The organism is Fontimonas sp. FW305-C-3, from assembly GCF_058783185.1.
On sequence record NZ_JBYSYK010000002.1, the window covers coordinates 573,723 to 597,217 of the forward strand.

The 23,495-nt window shown below is 65.6% G+C and carries 25 protein-coding genes and 1 tRNA gene; 8 read left to right on the forward strand and 18 right to left on the reverse strand.

The annotated features are described in order from the left end of the window. The first annotated feature begins 11 nt into the window (after positions 1–11). Complete coding sequence (locus AC3WUF_RS08840; RefSeq protein ID WP_492424582.1) at positions 12–278, forward strand: DUF2277 domain-containing protein; 267 nt, start codon at positions 12–14, stop codon at positions 276–278. An 18-nt stretch (positions 279–296) separates the two neighbouring features. Here AC3WUF_RS08840 and AC3WUF_RS08845 read toward each other — a convergent pair whose 3' ends face one another. From AC3WUF_RS08845 to AC3WUF_RS08855, 3 genes are all read right to left on the reverse strand, one after another. Then, complete coding sequence (locus tag AC3WUF_RS08845; protein WP_492424584.1) at positions 297–1,754, reverse strand: flavin-containing monooxygenase; 1,458 nt, start codon at positions 1,752–1,754, stop codon at positions 297–299. 96 nt (positions 1,755–1,850) lie between these two features. Further along, positions 1,851–1,927 (reverse strand) — tRNA-Arg (locus tag AC3WUF_RS08850). Positions 1,928–2,052: 125 nt separating this feature from the next. Further along, positions 2,053–5,385, reverse strand: a complete 3,333-nt coding sequence (locus AC3WUF_RS08855; protein WP_492424586.1) for a M36 family metallopeptidase — start codon at positions 5,383–5,385, stop codon at positions 2,053–2,055. A 202-nt stretch (positions 5,386–5,587) separates the two neighbouring features. On the opposite strand from AC3WUF_RS08855, the gene AC3WUF_RS08860 reads away from it, so the two are divergent. Further along, positions 5,588–6,454 (forward strand): AraC family transcriptional regulator, encoded by an 867-nt coding sequence (locus AC3WUF_RS08860; protein ID WP_492424588.1) that lies wholly within the window; start codon positions 5,588–5,590, stop codon positions 6,452–6,454. 4 nt (positions 6,455–6,458) lie between these two features. Here the strand turns inward: AC3WUF_RS08860 and AC3WUF_RS08865 are convergent, their stop codons facing one another. Next, positions 6,459–7,481: an AraC family transcriptional regulator gene (locus AC3WUF_RS08865; protein WP_492424590.1), complete on the reverse strand. Its 1,023-nt coding sequence runs from the start codon at positions 7,479–7,481 to the stop codon at positions 6,459–6,461. A gap of 119 nt (positions 7,482–7,600) precedes the next feature. Between AC3WUF_RS08865 and AC3WUF_RS08870 the strand changes: the two genes are divergently transcribed. Both AC3WUF_RS08870 and AC3WUF_RS08875 read left to right on the forward strand, forming a co-directional pair. Then, a complete protein-coding gene (locus tag AC3WUF_RS08870; protein ID WP_492424592.1) occupies positions 7,601–9,001 on the forward strand; it encodes a fatty acid desaturase in 1,401 nt (466 codons plus the stop codon). A 5-nt stretch (positions 9,002–9,006) separates the two neighbouring features. Further along, positions 9,007–9,174, forward strand: coding sequence for a rubredoxin (locus AC3WUF_RS08875; protein WP_492424594.1), 168 nt, complete (start codon positions 9,007–9,009; stop codon positions 9,172–9,174). Here AC3WUF_RS08875 and AC3WUF_RS08880 read toward each other — a convergent pair whose 3' ends face one another. The 8 genes from AC3WUF_RS08880 to AC3WUF_RS08915 all read right to left on the reverse strand — a co-directional run bounded on the left by AC3WUF_RS08880 (position 9,175) and on the right by AC3WUF_RS08915 (position 13,913). After that, entirely contained in the window at positions 9,175–10,416 is a 1,242-nt protein-coding gene (locus AC3WUF_RS08880; RefSeq protein WP_492424596.1) for an RNA polymerase sigma factor, read from the reverse strand. Positions 10,417–10,454: 38 nt separating this feature from the next. After that, positions 10,455–10,817: a DUF1428 domain-containing protein gene (locus AC3WUF_RS08885; protein WP_492424597.1), complete on the reverse strand. Its 363-nt coding sequence runs from the start codon at positions 10,815–10,817 to the stop codon at positions 10,455–10,457. A 31-nt stretch (positions 10,818–10,848) separates the two neighbouring features. After that, complete coding sequence (locus AC3WUF_RS08890; RefSeq protein ID WP_492424599.1) at positions 10,849–11,253, reverse strand: VOC family protein; 405 nt, start codon at positions 11,251–11,253, stop codon at positions 10,849–10,851. A gap of 12 nt (positions 11,254–11,265) precedes the next feature. Then, positions 11,266–11,670, reverse strand: a complete 405-nt coding sequence (locus tag AC3WUF_RS08895) for a YciI family protein (protein ID WP_492424601.1) — start codon at positions 11,668–11,670, stop codon at positions 11,266–11,268. A gap of 70 nt (positions 11,671–11,740) precedes the next feature. Continuing rightward, positions 11,741–12,109: a YciI family protein gene (locus tag AC3WUF_RS08900; RefSeq protein ID WP_492424603.1), complete on the reverse strand. Its 369-nt coding sequence runs from the start codon at positions 12,107–12,109 to the stop codon at positions 11,741–11,743. 2 nt (positions 12,110–12,111) lie between these two features. After that, positions 12,112–12,444: a YciI family protein gene (locus AC3WUF_RS08905; RefSeq protein WP_492424605.1), complete on the reverse strand. Its 333-nt coding sequence runs from the start codon at positions 12,442–12,444 to the stop codon at positions 12,112–12,114. Between the two features lie 197 nt (positions 12,445–12,641). Continuing rightward, positions 12,642–13,274 carry a Synuclein family protein gene (locus AC3WUF_RS08910; RefSeq protein WP_492424607.1) on the reverse strand — a complete coding sequence of 211 codons (633 nt, stop codon included), beginning with the start codon at positions 13,272–13,274 and terminating at the stop codon, positions 12,642–12,644. A gap of 144 nt (positions 13,275–13,418) precedes the next feature. Further along, positions 13,419–13,913, reverse strand: a complete 495-nt coding sequence (locus tag AC3WUF_RS08915) for an Mpo1 family 2-hydroxy fatty acid dioxygenase (RefSeq protein WP_492424609.1) — start codon at positions 13,911–13,913, stop codon at positions 13,419–13,421. Between the two features lie 142 nt (positions 13,914–14,055). Here AC3WUF_RS08915 and AC3WUF_RS08920 point away from each other — a divergent pair, with 142 nt between their 5' ends. Continuing rightward, the gene (locus AC3WUF_RS08920) at positions 14,056–14,877 is read left to right on the forward strand and encodes a helix-turn-helix domain-containing protein (protein ID WP_492424611.1); all 822 of its coding nucleotides are present in this window, start codon (positions 14,056–14,058) and stop codon (positions 14,875–14,877) included. Between the two features lie 36 nt (positions 14,878–14,913). Here AC3WUF_RS08920 and AC3WUF_RS08925 read toward each other — a convergent pair whose 3' ends face one another. Genes AC3WUF_RS08925 through AC3WUF_RS08935 form a run of 3 tightly spaced genes read right to left on the reverse strand, consistent with a single transcriptional unit; the run spans position 14,914 to position 18,106 of the window. Further along, on the reverse strand, positions 14,914–16,152 hold the full coding sequence (locus AC3WUF_RS08925) for a CaiB/BaiF CoA transferase family protein (protein ID WP_492424613.1): 1,239 nt from the start codon (positions 16,150–16,152) through the stop codon (positions 14,914–14,916). A 2-nt stretch (positions 16,153–16,154) separates the two neighbouring features. Then, positions 16,155–16,955 carry an enoyl-CoA hydratase-related protein gene (locus AC3WUF_RS08930; RefSeq protein ID WP_492424615.1) on the reverse strand — a complete coding sequence of 267 codons (801 nt, stop codon included), beginning with the start codon at positions 16,953–16,955 and terminating at the stop codon, positions 16,155–16,157. An 11-nt stretch (positions 16,956–16,966) separates the two neighbouring features. Then, positions 16,967–18,106 carry an acyl-CoA dehydrogenase family protein gene (locus AC3WUF_RS08935; RefSeq protein ID WP_492424617.1) on the reverse strand — a complete coding sequence of 380 codons (1,140 nt, stop codon included), beginning with the start codon at positions 18,104–18,106 and terminating at the stop codon, positions 16,967–16,969. A gap of 219 nt (positions 18,107–18,325) precedes the next feature. On the opposite strand from AC3WUF_RS08935, the gene AC3WUF_RS08940 reads away from it, so the two are divergent. Genes AC3WUF_RS08940 through AC3WUF_RS08950 form a run of 3 tightly spaced genes read left to right on the forward strand, consistent with a single transcriptional unit; the run spans position 18,326 to position 20,573 of the window. Continuing rightward, positions 18,326–19,093, forward strand: coding sequence for a 3-hydroxyacyl-CoA dehydrogenase (locus AC3WUF_RS08940; protein ID WP_492424619.1), 768 nt, complete (start codon positions 18,326–18,328; stop codon positions 19,091–19,093). A 41-nt stretch (positions 19,094–19,134) separates the two neighbouring features. Then, positions 19,135–20,070 carry an NAD(P)H-dependent flavin oxidoreductase gene (locus AC3WUF_RS08945; protein WP_492424621.1) on the forward strand — a complete coding sequence of 312 codons (936 nt, stop codon included), beginning with the start codon at positions 19,135–19,137 and terminating at the stop codon, positions 20,068–20,070. Next, the gene (locus AC3WUF_RS08950; RefSeq protein WP_492424623.1) at positions 20,070–20,573 is read left to right on the forward strand and encodes an RDD family protein; all 504 of its coding nucleotides are present in this window, start codon (positions 20,070–20,072) and stop codon (positions 20,571–20,573) included. The genes AC3WUF_RS08945 and AC3WUF_RS08950 overlap by 1 nt, the downstream gene beginning before the upstream one ends. A gap of 18 nt (positions 20,574–20,591) precedes the next feature. Here the strand turns inward: AC3WUF_RS08950 and AC3WUF_RS08955 are convergent, their stop codons facing one another. The 3 genes from AC3WUF_RS08955 to lptF all read right to left on the reverse strand — a co-directional run bounded on the left by AC3WUF_RS08955 (position 20,592) and on the right by lptF (position 23,394). Further along, positions 20,592–21,110: a CC0125/CC1285 family lipoprotein gene (locus AC3WUF_RS08955; RefSeq protein ID WP_492424625.1), complete on the reverse strand. Its 519-nt coding sequence runs from the start codon at positions 21,108–21,110 to the stop codon at positions 20,592–20,594. 119 nt (positions 21,111–21,229) lie between these two features. Beyond that, positions 21,230–22,294: an LPS export ABC transporter permease LptG gene (gene lptG / locus AC3WUF_RS08960; RefSeq protein ID WP_492424627.1), complete on the reverse strand. Its 1,065-nt coding sequence runs from the start codon at positions 22,292–22,294 to the stop codon at positions 21,230–21,232. Next, entirely contained in the window at positions 22,291–23,394 is a 1,104-nt protein-coding gene (lptF, locus tag AC3WUF_RS08965) for an LPS export ABC transporter permease LptF (RefSeq protein ID WP_492424629.1), read from the reverse strand. The genes lptG and lptF overlap by 4 nt, the downstream gene beginning before the upstream one ends. Positions 23,395–23,495 lie beyond the last annotated feature (101 nt).

Sequence of the window (23,495 nt, forward strand, 5' to 3'; positions counted from 1 at the left end):
GGAGCAGCACCATGTGCCGCAACATCAAGACGCTGTTCAATTTCGAACCACCCGCGACGGAAGACGAGATCCAGGCCTCCGCGCTGCAGTTCGTCCGCAAGCTCAGCGGCTTCAACAAGCCATCGAAGATCAACGAAGAGGCTTTCGAGCTCGCCGTGCAGCAGGTCAGCGATGCCGCACGCACGCTGATGAACTCTCTGGTCACGCTGGCGCCGCCGAAGAATCGCGAAGAGGAACGCAGCAAGGCCCTGGCGCTCTCGGCCAAGCGCTTCAGCTGATCGGCTCGTCGGACTCGCCTAGGGCCTGCTGAACAGCAGTTCGCTGTCTTCGATCGGCGCGAAGCGCAGGATCGGCACATCCTTGACGTAGTCCTGCACGATCTTCCAGGGACGCTGCCTGCCCTGCTTCGGCAGCTGATCGACGGCACGCCGGATATACCCCGAGTTCAGGCCACCCATGACGGTATCCTCGGCGCGGTTGTTGCCGGTGTCGCGCGGCACGACCTGCGAATATCCCTTCTGGTCCATGTGCTGCAGCAGACGGCAGACGTACTCGCTGGCGATGTCGGCCTTGAGCGTCCACGAGGCGTTCGTGTAGCCGATGACGATCGCCGCATTCGGAACACCTTCGATCAGCACGCCCTTGTAGGTCATGCTTTCGCTCGGCACGAACGGCGCGCCGTCGATATCGACCTTGACGCCGCCCATCAGCTGGATGTTGAGGCCGGTGGCCGAGACGACAATGTCGGCCGGCAGCTCTTCGCCGGACTGCAGCTTGATGCCCCTGGCCGTGAACGTTTCGATCTGGTCGGTGACGACGGCCGCATCGCCGCGATTGATCGCCTTGAACAGATCGCCGTTGGGCACCACGCAGAGGCGTTCGTCCCAGGGGTCGTAGCTCGGCGTGAAGTGGCGGATGTCTGCCTTGTTCTTCAGCTGCGAACGCACGCCGGCGAGCAGCAGGCGGCGCACGACCTTGGGCCGCCTGCGCGACAGCCTGTAGAGGAAGCGCTGCAGCGTGATGTTGCGCGTGCGTGCCATCCGGTAGACCAGCATGCCGGGCAGAAAACGCTGCAGGCGCGACGACAGCGGATCGATCGCCGGCAGCGTCATGATGTAGGTCGGCGAACGCTGCAGCATCGTCACGTGCGCGGCCTTGCCGGCCATCGACGGCACCAGCGTGATGGCGGTTGCGCCGCTGCCGATGACGATCACGCGCTTGCCGGCATAGTCGAGATTCTCCGGCCAGTGCTGCGGGTGAATCAGCTGGCCCTTGAACTTTTCCTGGCCCGGGAATTCCGGCTGGAAGCCGGCGTCGTAGTTGTAATAGCCGGTGCAGCCCAGCAGGAAGCCACAAGTGAACTTCAGCGGCTTGCCGCCGCCTTCGCGCTGCGCGGTGACCGTCCAACGCGTCTCCGCGGTCGACCACGATGCGGCGGTCACCTTGATGCCGAACTGGATGTGCTTGTCGACGCCGTACTCGGCGGCGGTCTGCTCGACGTAACTCTTGATCGATGGCCCGTCGGCGAGAATCTTCGGCTCGGTCCATGGCTTGAAGTTGAAGCCGAAGGTGTACATGTCCGAGTCGGAGCGGATGCCCGGATACCGGAACAGATCCCAGGTGCCGCCGATCGCATTGCGCCGCTCGAGAATCGCGAAGGTCTTGCCGGGAACCATGCGCTTCATGTGGCAGGCGGCACCGATCCCGGAGATGCCGGCTCCGAGAATCAGTACGTCGTAGTGTTCGATGGTCATGTCGGAGTCCTGAAGACTGGCTTCCCGACGCAGCTTGCCAGATCGGACACCGGCGGCGCCGGTTGATGGCAAGCAAAGCCATGGCTGAAACTGAGTTGGCGCGCCCGACAGGAGTCGAACCTGTGACCCTCGGCTTAGAAGGCCGATGCTCTATCCAGCTGAGCTACGGGCGCGTTGCGCGGCATTCTAGGGCATGCGTCCGCGCAGGTCTCGTGCCGGTCAGGAAATGTTTGAGCACCTGAAACGAAAAAGCCCCGGACGAACCGGGGCTTTCCGCTTGCAGCGCAAGAAGTCCAGGCTAGGCGCTGCGCAGGCGCCGTGCGAACCCGAGCAGCCCCAGACCCAGCAGCATCAGCAGCGTGTTCAAGCCCAGGGCGCTGGCGCCGAAACGACCGGCGTCGGGCGTGCCGCCGCCATTGCCGCCGGTGGTGCCGCCGTTGTCCGTCTTGCAGACGAACTCCGAGTAGTCCTCGACGACACCGACGAGGTCGGTGCTCGAACGCGACGGCGCCACTGCATCACGGCCCATGCCGCGCTTGGCGAAGCCGTCCGAGCAGGCGCGGTAGTCCTCGAAGTCGGCGGCGAGCACGACCGACAGGATCGCATCGCGCGCCTCGGTGTAGGTCGCGTTGGCCGGCGTCATCTTCAGGCCGCCGATGACGTAGTCGCGCATCCGCGTACGCGCTTCGGTGAAGCTGTGGCGCGGCTCGTTGAGGATGCCGACGTAGCACTCGAACACGGCATTGGCCCAGACTTCACCGGCGTTGTGCACTTCGGAGTTGATCTGGCCGGGGCCGCCGTCGGGTGTCGGTTCGCCGTCGGAAATATGCTTGAACGTGAAGGCGTTCTTCGCGAAGTCCGTCGAATACGGCGCACGGCGGATGCCGTTGTAGAAGTTGTCGATGACATAGCCCGACAGGCCATACGCGCCCTGGTACTTGTCGTTACCCGGCAGGTCCTTGTCGCCTTCGCGCAGCGCCAGCATGAAGGCATCGATATCGCCCCAGCCTTCGCTCATCGCGCCGGACTGCTGGTTGCTCGAGTCGGTCAAGCGGTGATGGACGTAGTGGAAGTACTCGTGCGCGATGATCTGGTTGTCGAAGGTGCCGTCCAGATCGACGCTCGGCTGACGCTCCATGTGCAGCGAGACCGGGCCGCTCGCCAGCAGCGCCTTGATCGCCTCGCCATCGGCCTTGCGGATCATCACCGACGGCGGATACAGCGCATCGGTCGGCGAGATCGGCAGCGGCAGGCCGCTGACCGGGATGTCGGAATTGCTCATGCCGATCGGCTCGGCGTCGGTGTTGTTGACGACGATCATCGCCACCGCACCGGACAGCAATGCGAACTTGGCCTTGGCCGAGAAGTTGCAGCTGCCGCGATCGATCAGCGCGATCTTGCCGGCCAGCGAGGCCTGCGGCAGCGCCGGAATCGACGGCAGTGCGACGAGCGGCAACGGCAGCGCCGGCAGCGTCACGCCGCAGCCATCGGTGGTGAACTCGCCGTCGTTCTCGTCGGCCAGCACCACTTCCGCATCGAGGCTGTATTCCTTGGCGCCGAACGCAGCCGCAACGAACTTCAGCGGCGCACCTTCGGTCGGCAGGATCTGCCGGACGACGCCGCGCGTCGGGCCGTCGAACAGGTACTGCTGCATCGTCGGCGAAGCGCCGTCGGCCGGCGTGCCCATGTTGGCGTTGTTGCGGCCGGAAGCGTCCTGGCCCTGCGCGAGCAGACGATCGCCCTCTTCACCGCCACGACCGTAGTTGCTGGCCTGGGCGTTGCCGGCTTCTTCGTTGAAGCCGTGGTCGTACCAGATGTCGTGCAGCCAGTTGGTCATGAAGAAGATGTTGACCGCCGCGGCATAGCGGGCGTCTTCGGTGCTCGGATCGCTGTCGGCAACGATGGTGTAGTCGAAAGTGTTCGGGCCGGTCGGCACGGCGCGCGAGTCGCCGAGGATCGGCGTGCAGATGTTCAGCGGATTGGAAATGATGCCGCTGACCGGCGTGTCGAAGGTATCGATGCAGGCGTCGACATGGTTGCCGAGCGTCTCCGTCGCGTTGTCCGGCAGCCAGGGATCGCCGGTGCTGATGCCGGCATTCTCGAGCGTCACCAGATTGCTGGTGCCCGGCACGCGCTGCAGCGTCTCCAGCGGATCGGTGCCCGGGAACGGCGTGTAGCCGTTGCCCAGCGGCGAATCCTCGGGCTCGAAGTCGCCGTCGGTCTGCGCATAAGCGCGATACGTGTACGCGGCGTAGGACTTGAGGTTCTTGCGCGCGAGGATCAGGCCATCGCTGGCCGACATGACGAAGCCATAGGCAATCAGCTGGCCGTTGGCGCGTGCACGCGCGAACAGCTCAACGTAGTAGGCCGGCACCAGCTTGCCGGCGCGCGGGTAGTACAGCGCCTTGACGCGCGGTTCGCGCTCGAACACATGGCTGCCGTCCAGATCGGCGACCGCGAAGTGTTCATAGGCGCCCTTGAGCAGCGAGCGGGTTAGCTGACCAACCTGGAGGACGCCGCCGAGGTTGCGCCAGGCTGCAACCACCGCCTGCTTCGGCGTCTGCAGGAAGGCCTGCGCGGCATCGGTCTGCGTGTCGTAGTCGGTGGCGAAGTAGCCGGACACCGCAACCGGCCGGTTGGCGCGATCCAGCAGCACGTTGAGCGAGCGCTGATAGACGTCGCGACCGTTGAAGCGCTGACGGAAGCGCACGACGGCCGGACCCTTGCCGTTGTACTGCGCGTCGAAGGCGACGGCGTCGTCGATCATGGCGTGGCTCAGGCCCAGCTGCTTGGCCTCGCTGCGCAGATGCGCGCGGGCGCGTTCGACCAGCAGTTCGCGCGCATTGAGCGCGCCGACCGCGGCGACCGGCGCGTTGTCGCGCGCCCACAGGAAGCTGGTCTTGCCCAAGGCGCGATCGAACAGCGAATCGCCGCGCCGGCCCTGCAGGTTCAGCGGCAGCGGGCTGAGCTGGTCGAGCGTATCGACCGCATGACGATCGAAGTTCGCCAGGCCCGGCAGCTCGCGGTCCTTCAGCCCGCTCTGCGAAGCGGCCGTCGAATGCGTGAGCGCCTTGCTCGGGCCGCTGATGCATTCGGTGCCGCCGACGGCGGTCAGCGTCAGCTTGCCGGTATACGCGGTCGGCGTGCTTGCGAGGTACGGGCAGACGATCGCCTTGTAGGCGCCGCTCTGCGGATTGGTCAGGCCGACGCTTTCGGTCGGCGTGCCGCCGTCGCTGTAGGCCAGCGTCGTTGCGCCCTGCGCGACGGTGAGCACCAGGTCCGGATCGGTGCCGACGCCGGGAATCTCGGTGCCCTGCGCCCATTCGATCGTGATGTCGGCGGTGATGCTGATGTCTTCGTAGGTGCCTTCCGGCACGGTCAGGTTGATCGTATGCGCGTCGTCGATGCCCAGCGGCAGGCAGGGAATTGCCGCGGCGGGATCGGCAATGCCGCCGGTGGTGCCGGCGCCGCTCGCGCCCGGCAACGCGGTGCCGGTCCACTCGATGACAACCGTCTCGCCGGCCGTCGTTGGCACGGTGACGTCATGCGAGGCGGGCTCGGAAGCCTGCGCCAACGCAAAGGGTGCCAGCAGCAGTGCCGGCAGAAAATGCAGACAAGACGAACGCTTCATTGCGAGAAATCCCCAGGATCGGAACCGAAACCCGACTGGCTGTGCACACCCCGTACCAGGCCAGCGGTATGTCGATAATCTTACGCAATGTAGGATGATTCCGATGCAGGGAAAAATCCCCTAGCTTGTCGGCGCGCGCCTGACGCCAGCCGGCGCCACAATGCGACTCGACCCGATCCCCGCCCAGGCCCCGCAAACCGCAATGCAACCGTCCCGCGACGATGTCCTGGAAGCCGTGCTCAGCGCGCACCAGCTGCAGGCATCGATCATCGATGCGCCCGAGTATTGCGGCACCTGGTTCGAGGACGAGAAACCGACCCCGGAAGGCAGCTTTCACCTGATCGGCAGCGGCGCCTGCATCGTCCGCGGGACGATGTTCGAAACGCCGATGCATCTGCGGACCGGCGACCTGGTGGTTTTCCCGCGCGGCGCCGCCCACACCCTGAGCAACGATCCGGCGCAGGCGGCCATCGACCGCGGCTTCAGCACGATGATCTGTGGCGTCCTGGAGTTCCCGGACGCCCACCGCAACCCGGTATTGCGAGCCCTGCCGGACGCCTTCGTGATCCGCGCCGAAACCGCCGGCACGGCCTTCCGCGACCTGGCCAATGTGCTGATCTTCGCCGCGCGCCAGGGCATGCCCGGTCAGCGCGTCATCCTCAACAAGCTCGCCGACAGCCTGTTCGTCATGGCGGTCTGCGTGTTTGCCGCGCAGGAGAAGAGCCCGGCCGGTCTGTTCGCCGCGCTCAGCGACGTGCGCCTGGCGCGCGTGCTCGCGGCGATTCACAGCGAGCCCGGCAAGCCCTGGCGGCTCGACAGCATGGCGGCGCTGGCCGGCATGTCGCGCACCGCCTTTGCCGATGCGTTCACCGGCCTGCTCGGCATCGGCCCATTCCAATACCTCACCGAATGGCGCGTCACCGAGGCGCAGCGCCTGCTGCGCGACCGGCAGATCTCAGTGGCGACGGTGGCCGAGCGGCTCGGCTATCAAAGCGAGGCGGCCTTCCGGCGAACCTACAAGCGCGTCACCGGCGTGGGGCCCGGACAGACGCGGCGCCTGTCGCATTGAGCGTTCACTGACTCTGGTAAACGCTCGGACTCACGCCGGCCTCGCGGCGGAACGCCCGGGTGAAGTTGGCCGCGTCGGTGTACCCGAGTTCGTAGGCGATCTGCGAGACATTCAGGTCACCGGCCTTGAGCAGGCTGCAGGCACGCTCGTGGCGGATCTTTCCCGACAGCTCGCGAAAGCGCACGCCCTCGCGCAGCAGGTAGCGATCCAGCGTGCGCGGCGACAGGTTCAAGGTGTGCGCGAGTTCGACCATCGTCGGCATGCCGTCGCCCGCCCCGCGCAGCATCATGCCGACCCAGTCGGCCACCGTGCCGCCGGCGACCGCGCTGCGCACCAGACTCGCGCAACGCATCTCCGCCATCTTCAGCGAGGTCGGGTCCGACATGGCCAGCGGCCGCGCGTTGAAATCGGCGGCGAACTTCATGCGCAGGCCCGGCGTCGTCTCCCAGCCGAAATGGCAGCGCGCCTCCGGAAATTCGCGGTAACGCGCGGCGTGCGGCGGCTGCGGAATCGAATAGTAGAGATCGTAGTCCGGCAGACGGCCATCGAGCAGTTCGCGCACTTCGCAATGCGCGGCGATCGCGACCGTCTCAACGTGAAACTGGAAGCACAAATCGCTCATCGTCACGGTCGGCTGGAACAGCAGTTCCGCCTGCTGCGCATTGGCGCGGTAGCGCATGCGGAACGTCGGCATCACCAGCGGAAAGAAGCGCGACACCAGCCGCAGCGCATAGTCCGCATTGGGGCTGGTCAACATGCCGTAGCCGACCAGGCTGTGCGAGCTGAGCTTAAGCACCTTGCCGACGTCGATCGCCAGATCGCTGCGACCGGTCAGCTGCGCGACTTCCGCCAGCATCGCCTCGACCTGGCCCAGACGCAGCGTCGCGTCCGGATGGCTGATGCGCTCCAAGCTGATGCGCGCCGCCTTCAGCACCCGGCCGATATCGACGCCCTGGCGGATCAGGACTTCGGCGGCGCGCGCGTAGTAGCGCGCCGGCACTTCGAGATTGGCGGAGGAAATGGCCATGAGGCACTGTCCATAAATGACAAGTCGATGTCAAGAAATGACAATGCAGCGGCGGATGGCGAGGATAAGAATGCGCTCAGCCCGAACCTGACCTGATATCGGACGCCGGAGAACCGCAGATGAACACCCAAGTCCTCAACACCGCCGACACCCCCTGGACCGATGGCAAGCGCTACCTGTGGCTGCTCAGCCCGCTGGTCCCCGCGCTCGCCCTCGCCGGCCTTGGCCTGTATCTGCTGACCGGCATCGGCCTGTGGGCCTGGTCCGGCCCGATCCTGCTGTACGGGATCATCCCGCTGCTCGACTGGCTGATCGGCGTCGATCGCAACAATCCGCCGGACAGCGCCGTCGCCGGCCTGGAGAACGACCGCTACTATCGCGCCATTGTCTATGCCTACCTGCCCTCGCAGTACGCGTTGACGGTGCTCGGCGCCTGGATCGCGGTGACCGCGAATCCGTCGATCCTCGAATACGCCGGCCTGATCCTCACCGTCGGCGCGATCAACGGCATCGGCATCAACACCGCGCACGAACTCGGCCACAAGAAGGAGACCCTCGACCGCTGGCTCGCCAAGTTCACGCTGGCGCCGGTCGCCTACGGTCATTTCTTCATCGAGCACAACAAGGGCCACCATAAGAACGTCGCGACGCCGGACGATCCGGCGAGTTCGAAGATGGGCGAAACCTTCTGGGCCTTCCTGCCGCGCACCGTCATCGGCAGCCTGCGCTCTGGCTGGCATCTGGAGAAGGCGCGCCTCGACAAGCTCGGCAAGAGCGTCTGGAGCGCGGAGAACGAGAATCTGCAGGCCTGGGCCCTGACGGTCATCTTCTTCGGCGCGATCACTGTCTGGCTCGGCTGGGCGGCACTGCCCTTCCTGCTGCTGCAGGCCGCGTATGGCGCTTCGCTGCTTGAAGTGATCAATTATGTCGAGCACTACGGCCTGCTGCGCCAGAAGCTGCCGGACGGCCGCTATGAGCGCTGCCAGCCGCGTCATTCCTGGAACAGCAACCACATCGTCACCAACCTGTTCCTGTACCAGCTGCAGCGTCACTCGGACCACCACGCCAATCCGACGCGCCGCTTCCAGGCCCTGCGCCACTTCGATGACAGCCCGCAGCTGCCGTCCGGCTACGCCTCGATGCTGATCCTCGCGTACATCCCCTGGCTGTGGTTCCGCCAGATGGACCCGCTCGTCGTCAAGCACTTCAAGGGCGACATCAGCACCGCCAACCTGTATCCGCCGAAGCGCGCCGCATTGCTCGCACGCTGGAACAACGCGCTGATCGACGACGGCCACCCGTCGCTGTACACGACGGACCAGACCGCCGCTTCAACGATGAACGCAGCCATCAGCTCGCGCTATCAGTGCACCGACTGCGGCTACATCTACGACGAGGCGATCGGTTGCGCACGCGAGGGCTACGCACCCGGCACGCGCTGGGCGCAGATCCCGGACGACTGGGCCTGCCCGGATTGCGCGGTACGCGACAAGGTCGACTTCCGCAGCCTCGCGGCCTGAAGCCGATGAGCACGCGCAAGTGGCACTGCACGACCTGCGATCACATCTACGACGAAGCGCTGGGCGCACCCGACGACGGCATTGCTCCCGGCACGCGCTGGGAGGATGTGCCGGACAGCTGGACCTGCCCGGACTGCGGTGCGCCGAAATCGGATTTCGTGTTGCTGGACTGATCAGCCCAGAGTATCGAGCCGCTGTTGCAGCAGGCGCCGCTCCGGCGCCTGCTGCGCCCGTTTCAGGGCTTCGCCGAAATCGCGGCGCGCCGGTTCGATCTGACCGAGCCTGCGATGCAGCTCGCCACGCGCCGAATACGCCAAGTGGTAATCCAGCAGCTCGCGCCGCTCGAACAATTCATCGATCAGCGCGATGCCCGCCGCCGCACCGTCGCGCATCGCCACCGCGACCGCGCGGTTGAGCGCGATCACCGGCGATGCATCGGCGCGCAGCAGCAGATCGTAGAAGCCGACGATCTGTGCCCAGTCAGTCTCCGCGGCGCTCGCCGCATCGGCATGCACGGCGGCGATCGCCGCCTGGATCGTATAGACGCCAAACCGGCGCGTACGCAGCGCGCGTTCGACCAGCGCGCCACCTTCGGCAATCTGCGCGCGATTCCACAGCGCGCGATCCTGATCCTCGAGCAACACCAGATTGCCGGCCGCGTCGCTGCGCGCGGATCGCCGCGATTCCTGCAGCAGCATCAGTGCAAGCAGGCCGGCGACTTCCGGATCGGGCAGCAGCTCCAGCAGCAGACGCCCCAGGCGGATCGCCTCGGCGGACAGGTCGGCGCGCGTCAGGCTCTCGCCGGAAGACGCCGAATAGCCTTCGTTGAAGACCAGATAGATCACCCGCAACACGCTGTCGATGCGCTCCGGCAGCTGGTCGCGCGCGGGCACTTCGTAGGGAATCCTGGCGTCGCGGATCTTGCCCTTGGCGCGCACGATGCGTTGCGCGAGCGTCGAGGCCGGCGTCAGGAAGGCGCGCGCGATCTCCTCGGTCGTCAGGCCGCAAACCTCGCGCAGCGTCAGCGCGATCTGCGCCTCCGCCGGCAGCGCCGGATGGCAGCAGGTGAAGATCAGCCGCAGGCTGTCGTCCTCGAGGTCTTCGGTGTCGGCATCGGTCGGCTTGCCTTCGGCATGGATCTGCTCGGCGATGTCGAGCAGCGAGGCATCGAAGCGCGCGCGGCGGCGGATCGTGTCGATCGCCTTGAAGCGGCCGGCCGACACCAGCCAGGCGCGCGGATTGGCCGGCACGCCTTCGCGCGGCCACTGCTCCGCGGCCGCAATGAAGGCGTCGTGCACGGCTTCCTCCGCCAGCTCGAAATCGCCGAGCAGGCGGATCAGTGTCGCCAGTACACGCCGCGACTCCTTGCGGTAGACCTCATCGATCAGCGAGCGCGCCGCTGCCATCCCATCCATTGCACTGCCGTCTGCCATGGCCAGGACCGCAGCTTAACTCAGCCGCCGAGCGTGACGATGGGCTTGAAGCCGCCGAAGATCATGCGCTTGCCGTCGAAGGGCATCGCGCCGGTTGCCATGCCGGCCAGGCGAGGATCGGCCATGACCTTCTTGTTGACGCGATCGCGGTCCTTGCGCGACTTGTAGACGATCCACGAGAACAATACGACCTCGTCGGACTTGAGCTTCACCGCCTGCGGGAACGAGGTCCACTTGCCGGGTTTGACGTCGTCTTCCAGACACTCCTGGAAGAACAGCGCGCCGTGCTCGATCCAGATCTTGCCGCTCTTGCGCGCCAGCTTGCGATACGCGGCGACGCTCTTCTTCGGCACCGGAACGATGAATCCATCGATGTAAGCCATCAGCTGTTCTCCTGCGTGGTTGAAAAGCGGATCAGCCGCCGGTGGCTGCTGGATCCATCCAGAACACTTCCCAGATATGACCGTCCGGGTCCTGAAAGCCGTGCTGGAACATGAAGCCGTGATCCTGCGGCTCACTGTAAGTGTTGCCACCGGCGGCGACCGCCTTGCGAACGACCGCCTCGACCTCGGCACGGCTGTCGAAGTTCAGCGCGATCAGCACTTCGGTCGTCTTGCGTGCATCGGCAATCGCATTGGGGATGAAGCCCTTGAACTTCGCATGCGTCAGCAGCATCGCGTAGATGTCCTCGCTGATGACCATGCAGGCTGCCGTTTCGTCGGTGAACTGCGGATTGAAGGTGTAGCCGAGCGCCTTGAAGAAGGTCATCGACTTGTCGAGATCGGCGACCGGCAGATTGACGAAAATTTTCTTGGACATGCTGAACTCCGCTTATGACATCAGATCGTTGAAATCCTTGACGGCGGCCTGCAGGTCGCTCGGGAACTCCTCGAACTCCTGCACCTGGCGCACTTCGATGATCTCGTTGGCAGAACCCGGGCAGCGCTTGGCCCACTCGATCGCCTCTTCGCGCGAGTTGACGCGGATCATCCAGTAGCCGCCGAGCACTTCCTTGGCTTCGGCAAACGGACCGTCGGTGACCACCGGCTTGCCGCCGGCAAAGCTGACGCGCGCACCCGCCGCCGGCGGATGCAGGCCGTCGAGGGCAATCAGCACGCCGGCCTCTTTCAGTTCGGTGTTGTAACGCATCATCGCCTCGACGGCGCTGGCGTCCGGCATCGTTCCCGCCGGTGCCGACTCGTAACCCTTGGGAATCATCAACATCATGAATCGCATCGCTCTCTCCGGATTTGCAGTGTTGTCCTGAGTAGTCGACCGGCCGCTGCGGATTTCGACAGCCGGCGCATCAGTAGCGCGACTCTTCCCGCAGGCTGTCGCCGAGCGGCCGGACTTCAATGCTGCCGAAGCGTGCCGACGGCCAGCGCGCGGCAATCTGGATCGCCTCGTTGAGATCGCGCGCCTCGATCATGAAAAAGCCACCGAGGGTTTCCTTGGTTTCCGCAAACGGACCGTCGGTGGTCGCCAGGCGGCCGTTGCGAACGCGCACCGTCGTCGCGGTGCGCACCGATTCCAGCGGCGCCGACGCGAGGTGCTGACCGCTGCGCTGCAACTCATCGACGTAGTTGAGCGTCTCCTGCCGCAGCGCGGCCCACTGCTCGCGCGTCAGGGCATCGAGCTTGCTCTCTTCTTCATAGGCGAGGCAGATGTAGCGCATGATCAGGCCTTCAGGGTGCGGATCGGGCGGACTTCGATGCTGCCGACGCGCGCCGGCGGGATCGTCGCGGCGAGCTTCAGCGCCTCGTCGAGATTGTCGGCATCGACCAGATAGAAACCGGCGAGCTGTTCCTTGGTTTCGGCGAACGGACCGTCGGTGATCGTCACCTTGCCTTCGCGCACGCGCAGCGTCGTCGCGGTATGCACCGGCTGCAGTGCCTCGGCCGAGACCAGATGGCCGCTGGTCTGCATCGACGTCCCGCAGGCCATGCATTCGCGATCGTCCCAGCCTTCCAGGCGGGCTTCGTCGCTGTAGACCAGACACAGATACTTCATGGCGTGCTCCTGAGATTGATGAGGTACCGGCAAAATCTACTGCGCCCGCCGGCGGCGGTCACCCGGAATTGCCGGTCATTTGCCCATAGTCGAACCGGCCACGGGGATTTCGACAAGCCGCGCGACAAAAGTTTCGGGCAACAAAAAACCCCGTGCGTCGCCGCACGGGGCTTGTTCTGAACCGCCTTGCTCGCCGTTTAGTGGGCGTGGTGGGCTTCACCGTGTGCTTCCACATCGGCTTCAGCACCCGCCTTGGCGTCGACACCGGCATCGGCGTTCACCTTGACGGCCGCTTCCGTGCCAGTCACCGCACCGACCGTACCGGACAGCAGGCCGCCGACCGCACTGACGCCGCTCTTGGTCTTGTCGGCAACCACACCGCCGCCCTTGACCGCCGCTTCCTTGGTGGCGACCGCCGCCTTGACGGTGGCGTCCTTTGCCTTGCCGCCGAGCTCGACGCTCTTGTCCTTGGTGGCCACTGCCGCCTTGACGGTTGCGTCCTTGGCCTTGCCGCCGAGTTCGACGGCCTTGTCCTTGACTGCGACGCCGGCGTCGACCGAGACATCCTTGGCCTTGACCGCGCCGTTGACCGTGGCGTCCTTGGCCTTGCCGCCAAGCTCGACGGTCTTGTCCAGCGCCGCGCCGCCGACGGCCTTCGCCTTGCCGCCCGCTGCCTTGGCCGCGTCGACCGTGGCATCGACGATGCCGGTATCCGCGCTGGCGTTGGCGTCGACTTCAACCGCGACCTTGGCATCGGCACCGGCTTCAGCAGCCAGCGCGTTGTACGACGAAAGACCGGCAACCGTTGCAGCGATCAAAACAAGTTTCATGTTCTTCATGGTTCCTTCCCTGTATCTGTTCTGTGAATACGCGCCGCGGGCCAAACTCCCGGGCGGCGCGGTTGGCAATTACCGTGCCCGACAAAGACTACGGCAGCAATCTGAATTGAGCGTGAATAATCCGCGACAGCAGGATCAGGCGTGTTGGCTGGCGCCGGCGTCCGCGAGCAAGGGCACGCCGAACTCTTCCATAACGAACAGCGGACCGATCAGCAGGAACACCAGGTCATCGATGAAGCTCGGCTTCGCACCCTCGATATTGTGTCCGACCAGCTGCACCAGCCAGGCGGCGATCCAGACCGCCGCGGCGACCGCCCACAGCGGCAGCGGCGAAGCCTCCACGGCGAGAATCAGCGCGACCGAGATCGCGAACCAGACGATCATCAGCCCGGACGCGCGCCAGCCGAGGCGCGAGTAGAAGAACATCAGGATCAGCGCGCCCCCGACGGTCGCCGCATTAACCCAGCGTGCCCAGGGGGCCTCGACGCCGAGCAGCTGCAAATTCAGCAACCAGCCCAGCGCCAGCGTGCTCGCGAAGATCGCCGGCACGCAGATGAAATGAATGATCTGATTGGTCGGATTGCGGTGGGTCTTGCCGTATTCGATCAGATACTGCTTGAGGCTCAACATGGCTCTCTCCTCTTTCATGTTTACGATGGCCGTTATCCTGCGCGCCGGCAAGCCTGCCGCGCTTGCACGTAGCGACGGCGCTGCTTGTACCTAGCGACTGACCTTGCGCTGGCGCGGCCGGCCCAGATGTTAAATTGGGCCCATGGCGCTGAACCCACCTACCGCAAGCCCGCCGGCAACGCATCCCGCGCCGCAGGGCATGACGATCTATACCTGGCCCAGCGGGCTGCTGACATTGGCGCCGACGCTGATCGTCGAGCGCCCGTCGAGTCCGCTCGGCGCCACGCTGCGGATCGCCTGCGCCGAGCCTTACACGATCGAGACCGACGAGGGCACGCTGCGCACGCGGGCCTCGCTGCTCGGCCCCAAATCCGGCCGCCGGCGTGTCGTCGCCGTCGACAGCGACATTGCGGTGTTCTACCTGCCGGTCGAGGCGCCCGAACATGCGGGCCTGACCCAGGTTCTGGGCGATGCCAACCTGATCGAACTCGATTTCAGCCGCTTCGAACCGATGCTGCCCGAACTTCGCGCGGCGCTGGCCGGCGAGCTGGACGCCGGCCGCGTGAAGCCGCTCGTCGACCGCGTCGTCCATGCCGCAACCGGGCATGAGCCGGTGCCGCGCCAGCTGGACGCACGCATCGTCAAGGTGATTGAACTGCTGCAGGATCTGCCGCTCTGCGACTTCAGCCTCGAACAGCTGGGCGCCCAGGTTCATCTGTCGCCGTCGCGCCTGCGCGAGCTGTTCCGCGTGCAGACCGGCTACTCGATCAGCCAGTTCGCGCGCTGGCAGGCGGTCTGGCACGCCGTGCGGCTGTGGCAGGAAGGGCGGCTGCTGACCGACATCGCGCAGGAAGCCGGCTTCCACGACATGGCGCACATGAACCGCGCCTTCGTCGAGATGTTCGGCATCAATCCGGTCGCAGCGATCGATCCGCGCTATGTACGGCTGATCCGGTGCGGGTAAGTGGCGGTCTCTCGATACGCCGCCACAAACCTTGAATCAACGCCCCGCCCTTGCTCGCTTCGCAGGTTTCAGCACCGCTTCGCTGTCCGCACCCAACTCCGGCGCCGCAGACAGCGGCGCAAGCGCGTGATCGAAGCGGATCGGCAGCGCGAATGCCGGTTTGCCGTTGTCGTCCTCGATCATGCCGCGCGCGCGGACGTGCTCGTTGTCCAAGGCTTCGGCCAGTGACAGCACCGGCGTCACGCAGGCGTCGCGATGCGCAAGCAGCGCGGTCCATTGATCGCGCGTGCGGGTCAGGAACAAGCCGGACAGCGCGAACCGTGCGACCGCCATGATGCGCCTGGCGCGGCGTTCGTTGCCGAACAGCTTTTCCAGCTCGCCGAACTGATCCTTGCTCGCGGCCTTGGGCTTGCCGCCAGCGCCCGCGCCCGCGGACTTCTTGCCCGGCTTGCGCGCGATCAGCGCGCGCAGCGGCTTGGGCAGTTCGTCGCCGATCACCGACAGCAGACGCATGAAGAACTTGGGCTCCAGCGCACCGACAGCGAGATACTTACCGTCGCGGCAGCGATAGACGCTGTAGTTTGGCAGCGCACCGGTCAGCATCGCCGTGCCGCGCGCCGGAACGCTCTTGCCTTCGCGCAGGCTCGACAGTGCAATCGGCATCATCGCCATCGCACCATCCATCATCGACACGTCGACCATCGTGCCCTGCCCGGACTGACGGGCGCCGAACACCGCGGCAACGATGCCCAGCGCGCAGGTCAGCGCGCCGCCGGCAAGATCGGCGATCTGCAGGTTCGACTGCGCCGGCGCACCGCCGGCGATGCCGATCTGATCGAGCACCCCGGACAGTGCCAGATAGTTCATGTCGTGACCGGCCCAGTCGCTGTACGGCCCGGTCTGGCCGTAGCCGGTCAGCGCAGCGAACACCAGACGCGGGTTGCGCGCACGCAAGGTCTCGTAGCCACAGCCAAGCTTGTCCATGACGCCGGGACGGAACGATTCGATGACGACGTCCGCCGTGTCGACCAGCTTGAAAAACTGCTCGCGGTCGTCATCGACGCGCAGGTCGAGCGTGATCGATTGCTTGCCCCGATTGACCTGCGCAAACATCTCCGGCATGCCGCGCGCATAGTCGCCGCCGTTGGGCTCCTCGATCTTGATGACCTCGGCGCCGAGCTGCGCAAGGTACAGCGTGCAGAACGGCCCCGGCAGCAGGCGCGAAAGGTCGAGCACGCGGACGCCGGCCAGCAAGGTGTTTTGGGCTGCGGTCACGATTACTTCCCCTGGAAGTTGGCTTTGCGCTTCTGCAAAAAGGCCTGCACGCCTTCCATGAAATCCTGTGCGCGCCCGGCCTCGCGCTGCAGTTCGCGCTCGACCTTGAGCTGCGTCTCCAGATCGTTCTGCGCGGCGGCGTGGATACTCTGCTTGATCCGCGCGATCGCCAGCGTCGGACCGTCGGCGAGCCGCACCGCCAGATTCATCGCGGTCTCCATCAGCGCCTCGTCGTCGACGACGTCCCAGATCAGCCCCCACTGCAGCGCCTTCTCGGCCGGCAGACGCTCGCCGAGCAGCGACATGCCCATCGCCCGCTGCGGGCCGGCGAGGCGCGGCAGGATCCAGGTGCCGCCGGCATCCGGAATCAGCGCGATGTTGACGAAGGCCTGCAGGAAGTACGCCGAGCGGCCGGCGATGGTCAGGTCGGCGAGCAGCGCGACGTTCGCCGCCGCACCGGCCGCCAGGCCGTTGACGGCAGCGACGATCGGCTTGGGCAGCGCGCGCATCTTGGTGATGATCGGGTTGTAGCTGGTCTCCAGCGCAAGGCCGAGATCGAGCTTGCCGTCGTCGCCCAGCGGCGGGTTGGTCATGTTGGCGACCAGGTCGGCGCCGGACGAGAACGCGCGCCCTTCGCCGGTCAGCAGGATCGCGCGCACGCCGTCATCGGCGGCGGCACGGTCGAGCGCGGCGGCCAGCGCATCGAGCAGTTCGGGCACAAAGGCATTGAGCGCCTTCGGGCGGTTGAGGCGGATGACGGCGACGCGGCGGTCGACGCTGTACAGCACGGTGGAGTCGGTCATGGTGATCTGAGTCAGTCGAGGATCGAACGCGCGATGATTTCCTTCATGATCTCCGAGGTGCCGGCGAGGATGCGATGGATGCGCTCGTCCTCGTACATGCGGCAGATCTCGTACTCTTCCATGTAGCCGGCACCGCCGTGCAGCTGCACGCCGGCATCGACCATGCGTCCGGCCACCTCGCTGGTGAAGAGTTTGGCGCGCGCGGCGTCTTCGGCGCTGAGCTTGCGTTCGTTGTGGACCTCGACGCAGCGATCGACGAAGCACTGCGCCATCTCGATCTCGGTATCGAGCGCCGCCAGCACGAAGCGCGTGTTCTGCATCTTCGACAGTGGCTTGCCGAACACCTTGCGATTGCGGACGAATTCCTTCGTCACTTCCATCGCCCGGCGCGCGCCGGCAATGTTGCCGCTGGCGCCGATCAGGCGCTCCTCGGCGAGGCCCTTCATCAGGTGGATGAAACCGCCATGGACCTGACCAAGCACGTTGGTCTTCGGCACCTTCACGTCGCGGAAGAACAGCTCGGCGGTGTCCTGCGACTTCATGCCCATTTTCTTGAGCAGCTTGCCGCGTTCGAAACCTTCCATGCCGCGCTCGACGATGAACAGCGTCACGCCGTGCGGATTGTCCGGATGGGTCTTCGCCGCGACGATGACGACATCCGCATTGATGCCGTTGGAGATGTAGGTCTTGGCGCCATTGAGCAGCCAGTGATCGCCCTTGTCTTCGGCGCGCGCCTTCATGCCGGCCAGGTCGGAACCGGCATCCGGCTCGGTCATTGCGATCGCGAGAATCTTCTCGCCGCTGATGAAGCCCGGCAGCAGGCGTGCCTTCTGCTCATCCGTGCCGAAGTGCTGGATGTACGGCGCGACGAGACGGTTGTGCAGCGTGATGAAGTAGCCGCTGTCGCCGTGGAAGGCGTTCTCCTCGATCAGGATCTGCTCGTAGCGGAAATCCTTGAGACCGAGGCCGCCATAGGACTCGTCGGCCCAGATGCACAGCAAGCCGGCATCGCCCGCCTTCTTATAGGCCTCGCGATCGATGATGCCGGCTTCGCGCCAGCGCTCGCGATGCGGACGGATTTCCTGCTGAAAGAACTTGCGCGCGGCATCGCGGAACAAGTCCATCTCTGGCTCAAACGCCTTGCGTTGCATGGATGGCAATCCTGATTGCGGTGAGGGTCAATTCGGGAAGAGCGGCGGCGGTAACGATGAATACCGGTCAAAACCCTTGGGGAACTCATTATCTACAGTTTCCAGCGCGGATAGAAACAACTGCCATTACCCTCGTGCCAACCGCAGGACCTCCCTATAATCCCTGCCCTGTCATCGCGGCCCCGGCCGCCCCTCCGGAACAGCTTTAGGAGTCGATTCGTGGAAATGAAAGATCTGGTCGCGATCGTGACCGGCGGTGCATCGGGCCTCGGCGAAGCAACGGTCCGGCGGTTTGTCGGCGCTGGCGCCAAGGTCGTCATCGCGGACATGAACGTCCAGCGCGGCGAAGCCCTGGCCAAGGAACTCGGCGCCAACGTGCGCTTCGTCCGCTGCGATGTCAGCCAGGACGCCGATGCGCGCGCGGCAGTCGCCACCACGACCGAAACCTTCGGCAAGATCACCGGCCTGATCAACTGCGCCGGCGTTGGCGTGCCGGCCAAGGCAGTCGGCAAGGACGGCCCGCTGCCGCTGGAAACCTTCGAGAAGATCATCAAGATCAACCTGGTCGGCAGCTTCAACATGATCCGCATCGCCGCCGCCGCGATGCAGGCGCAGGCGCCACTGGCCGGCGGCGAGCGCGGCGTGATCGTCAACACCGCTTCGGTCGCCGCTTTCGATGGCCAGATCGGCCAGCCGGCCTACGCCGCCTCCAAGGCGGGCGTCGTCGGCATGACCCTGCCGCTGGCGCGTGAATTCGCGCGCACCGGCATCCGCGTCATGACCATCGCGCCGGGCCTGTTCCTGACGCCGATGATGGAGAGCCTGCCGAAGGAAGCACAGGATTCGCTCGGTCAGCAGGTGCCGTTCCCGCCGCGTCTCGGCCAGCCGGCCGAGTTCGCCCACATGGCGCAGTCCATCGTCGAGAACACGATGCTCAACGGCGAGACGATCCGCCTCGACGGCGCGATTCGCATGGCGCCGAAGTAAGGCCAGGCGTCCGCACCGCAACCCCCGACGAAGAAAAGCCAATGAGACTCCCCGACAGCTGGCGCGGCCGCGTTCGCATTCCGGCAATCGCGGCACCGATGTTCCTGGTATCCAATCCGGCGCTGGTCAGCGCCTGCTGTCGCAGCGGCATCGTCGGCACCTTCCCGGCGCTGAACCAGCGCACGACCGCGGGCTTCGTCGAATGGCTGGAAGAACTGCAGGGCCAATTGACGCCGAAAGATGCTCCTTTCGGCGTCAACCTGATCGTGCACAAGACCAACCCGCGTCTCAACGCGGACCTCGAGCAGGTCGTCAAGCACAAGGTACCGCTGGTCATCACTTCGCTCGGCGCGGTCACTGAAGTCGTCGACGCGGTGCACAGCTACGGCGGCCTGGTGTTCCACGACATCGTCAGTCAGCGTCATGCCGAGAAGGCCGCCAAGGCCGGTGTCGACGGCCTGATTCCGGTCGCCGCCGGCGCCGGCGGTCATGCGGGCACGATCAATCCTTTCGCGCTCGTCGCGGAAATCCGCAACGTGTTCGCCGGCTACATCGCGCTGTCCGGTTGCATCTCGACCGGTCGCGAGATCGCCGCCGCCCGTGCGCTGGGCGCGGACTTCGGCTACATCGGCACCCGCTTCATCGCGACGCAGGAAGGCAACGCGCCGGAACGCTACAAGGACATGTTGTTGAGCTCCACCGCCGCGGACATCCAGTACACGGCGGCGATCAGCGGCATCCCGGCCAATTTCTTGCGGCCGTCGATCGTCGCCGCCGGCCTGGACCCGGAGAACCTGAAGCCGAAGACCGAGATTGATCTCGGTGAGGAGCTCAGCAGCGCCAAGGCCTGGAAGGATGTCTGGTCCGCCGGCCAGGGCACGACGCAGATCAAGGATATTCCGCCGGCTGCCGAACTTTGTGCGCGCTTGATTCAGGAATATCAGGACACCTGCCGACGGCTCGGAACCGAGGCTTGATGCTTCCCGCTCCACTGCTGCGCCGCGTGATCGCGGCGATCTACGACGGCCTGCTGCTGCTCGGCATCTGGATGACGGCGCTGCTGATCGACATCGTCATCCGCGACCAGTTCGGCGCCGCCCGCGACTGGGCCGCGCTGCGCGCGTATCTGTTCCTGATCGGGGCCGCATTCTTCGGCTGGTTCTGGACCCATGGCGGCCAGACGCTGGGCATGCGTGTCTGGCGCCTGCAGGTCACGACAACGGATGGCGCGCCACTGCGCTGGCTCGACGCCAGCCTGCGCTATGCGCTGACCATGCTGTGCTGGGGCATCGTGCTGACACCGGCGATGGCGCAGCTGCCGCATCTGGCCGAGCATCCCTACGCCGGGATCACCGGCATCGCCTGCGGCGTTGCTGGTGCCATCGCGCTGCTGCTGCGCTGGCGCGATCCGCAGCGCCGCGTGCCGCAGGACTATTTCAGCCGCACGCGGATGATCCTGCTGCCGGCTGCGCCGAAATAGCGCAGCCGGCGCGGGACGTCATTTCGGCTGTGGCCTGACGATCAGCGCCTGCAGGTTCTGCTGGACCTCGAGCGCATCGTAGGCACCGGCGTCGTCCGCCGGCTTGGCGCCCTTGAACATCAGGATCATCGCCTGCGCTTCGTACTGCGTCTCGGCGGTGCTGGTCGTCGCGCCGACATCGAACACCGGCCCCCAGCGATAGAAGCCGCCGTACAGACCGCCATAGCCGCCGCTGAAGCTGTGGCGGTATTCGGTGTTGCGGTCGGTGTCCTGCTGGGCAACCTTGAAGTAGTTGTAGCCATGCCGCAGCGTCAGTTCGGCCGAGCGGAACAGCAGATAGTTCTCGACTGTCTCGCGCGGCGTCGAGCTGTTGCCCGTGTAGTTCACTCGGTAACGGTTGGATTCGAGCATCTGCTCGCTGTAACCGTAGCCGCGCTTGCCCTCGCGAGCCTGATACGGCGTCGTCGTCGCGCATGCCGCCAGCAGCAACGCCACGCCGGCAATGGCGCAAACCTTGTATCGGTGCTTGTAGCTCATGGTTTTCATCCTGACCTCCCGGCGTCTGTTTGCGCCTGTGATACCGCATGCCTGAACGCTCAATATACGTCCGTCGCGACCGCATGGATGCGGCATGGATGTAGGGACATCCCCGACAACTAGCGTGCGCGCCTGAGCCTTGTGACCGCGATCGCCGCCAGAAGTGCCGTCGGCGCCGCGGCCGCCAGCGCCGGCGGCCAGGCGTACAGCTGGCCCATGCTGGCGCCGACCTCATTGACGACATAGAACACCAGACCGACGAGGATGCCGATCAGCAGGCGCTGGCCGGCGCCGCCGCTGCGCTGCGAGCCGAGAATAAAGGGCACCGCGAACAGCATCATCACCATCACGGTCAGCGGTGCGATCAGCTTGCGCCACAGCGATAGCCGGTAGGCGCGGGCGTCGAGGCCGTTGTCGTCCATGTAGTCGATCAGGCGCAGCAGACCCGGGGTCGACAGGCTGTTCGCCTCGAGCACGAAGAGGCGCAGCACCTCGGGCGACAGCGTGCCCTGCCAGTCCATTTTCTCGATGCGCTCGGAACGGATGCCGTCCGCCTCGAAATGGCTGATCGCCACGCCCTCCAGCGCCCAGCGGCCGCCGCTGTAACGGGCAGTGCTGATGTGCATCGCCTGCTCGACGCTCAGGTCCGCAGCGAGCGTGTAGACGTCGACGTCGGCAATTTCAGCCTCGGACCGCAGCGCGCGGATGTGCAGGATGTTCGGCCCGTTGCGCAGCCACACCGGCTTGGCGGTGACGCCGCCGACCGCGGAATAACGCGACTCCGTCTTGAACGCGCGAGCCGCCAAGGTCCCCTTGGGCGCCAGCCAGTCGCCGAGAAACAGGGCGAGCAAACCCAGCAGGGCGCCGGCAACTAGCGTCGCGCCGCCCAGCCGCAGCAGCGTCACACCGGACGCGCGCATCGCGTTGATCTCGTTCTGCGCAGCAAGCGCGCCGAGCCCCATCAGCGTGCCAAGCAGCGCGATGATCGGCATCAGGGTGTACAGACCCGCCGGCACCATCATCAGCGTGTACAGCATCAGCTGCAGCATGCCGAAGCCGCCCTGGCCCACCTCATCGATTTCGGAAACGAAGCTGATGAAGGTATAGATCGCCACGAGCGCAATGCCGGCGACGGCGGTGAAGCCGAGAATGACGCGCACCAGATAGCGGGTGATCAGATTCATGCCGCCACCGCCTGCGGCGCGCGCAGGCGCTGCCAGACATTCAGCCGGCGACCGATCAGCCAGGCCGCCCACAGCAACATCAGCGCATGGACCCACCAGAGGCCGATCTCGGGCGCGATCTTGCCCTTGGCGATCCAGGCCTGGCCCAGACCGAGCAGCTGCGAGTACAGCAGGTACGCGCCGATACCGACGACGACCTTGCCGTAGCGGCCCTTGCGCGGCGCGATATGCGCAAGAGGCACCGCGAGCAAGGTCAGGATCAGCACCGAGAACGGCGCCGAGGTGCGCCAGGCGAGCTCCGCACGATCGCCGAGATCGTCCGACGCCATCAATGCCGCCGTGGGCTTGAGCTTGCGCTTGGAACTGACATACATGAATTCCGGCGGCGATACCCGCGTCGTCAGCGCATCGAAGTGCATGACATCGTAGTTCGCATCGCCCGGCTTGCCGCGATAACGCACGCCGTTGTGCAGGCTGATCGTGCGCTCGCCGCTGACCGGATCGCTGTTCTGCTCGCCGCGCTGGGCGGTGACGAAACTGATGCCGGCATCCTCCTCGACCTGCGCAATGACGTCTTCGAGGCGGCTGCCGTCGGTGCTCATGCTGCCGGTGTAGAACACCGCGCGGCCGCCCATCACCGAATTGAAGCGACCTTCCTCGAAGGGGTTGAACTGGATCACCCGCGCCGCGTTCTTGACCAGGTAATCGACCGTGCGGCCGGCCCAGGGGCCGAGCTGGAACGACAGCGCCGCGGTGAATACCGCCAGCGCGACGCCGAGGACGACGAAGGGCCGGTACAGGGCGCCAAGGCCGACGCCGCAGCCCATCATCGCGGCGATTTCGCTGTCGCGGTACAGGCGGCCGAGCGACAGCATGATCGCCAGCATCATCGACACCGGCACCAGGATCACCAGATATTGCAGGCTCGACAGCGCCGCGATCTGGAACAACAGCTCCTTCGGCAACTCGCCGGCGGCGGCCTGGGCGAGGAATCGCGCAAAGCGCGTCGACAGCATGATCGCCAGCAGGACGAAGGTCACAGCCACCCAGGACACCGCCGCTTCGCGCAACAGGTAGCGGTCGAGAATGGTCTGCTTCATAGGCTTTGGAAACCGGACATGGGGAGGATTATGCCTTTAGCGCCGCCGCGGCGGCGCCGGGCAGTTCCGCCACCGGCAATTTTCACGCCCGCCCGCCCCTA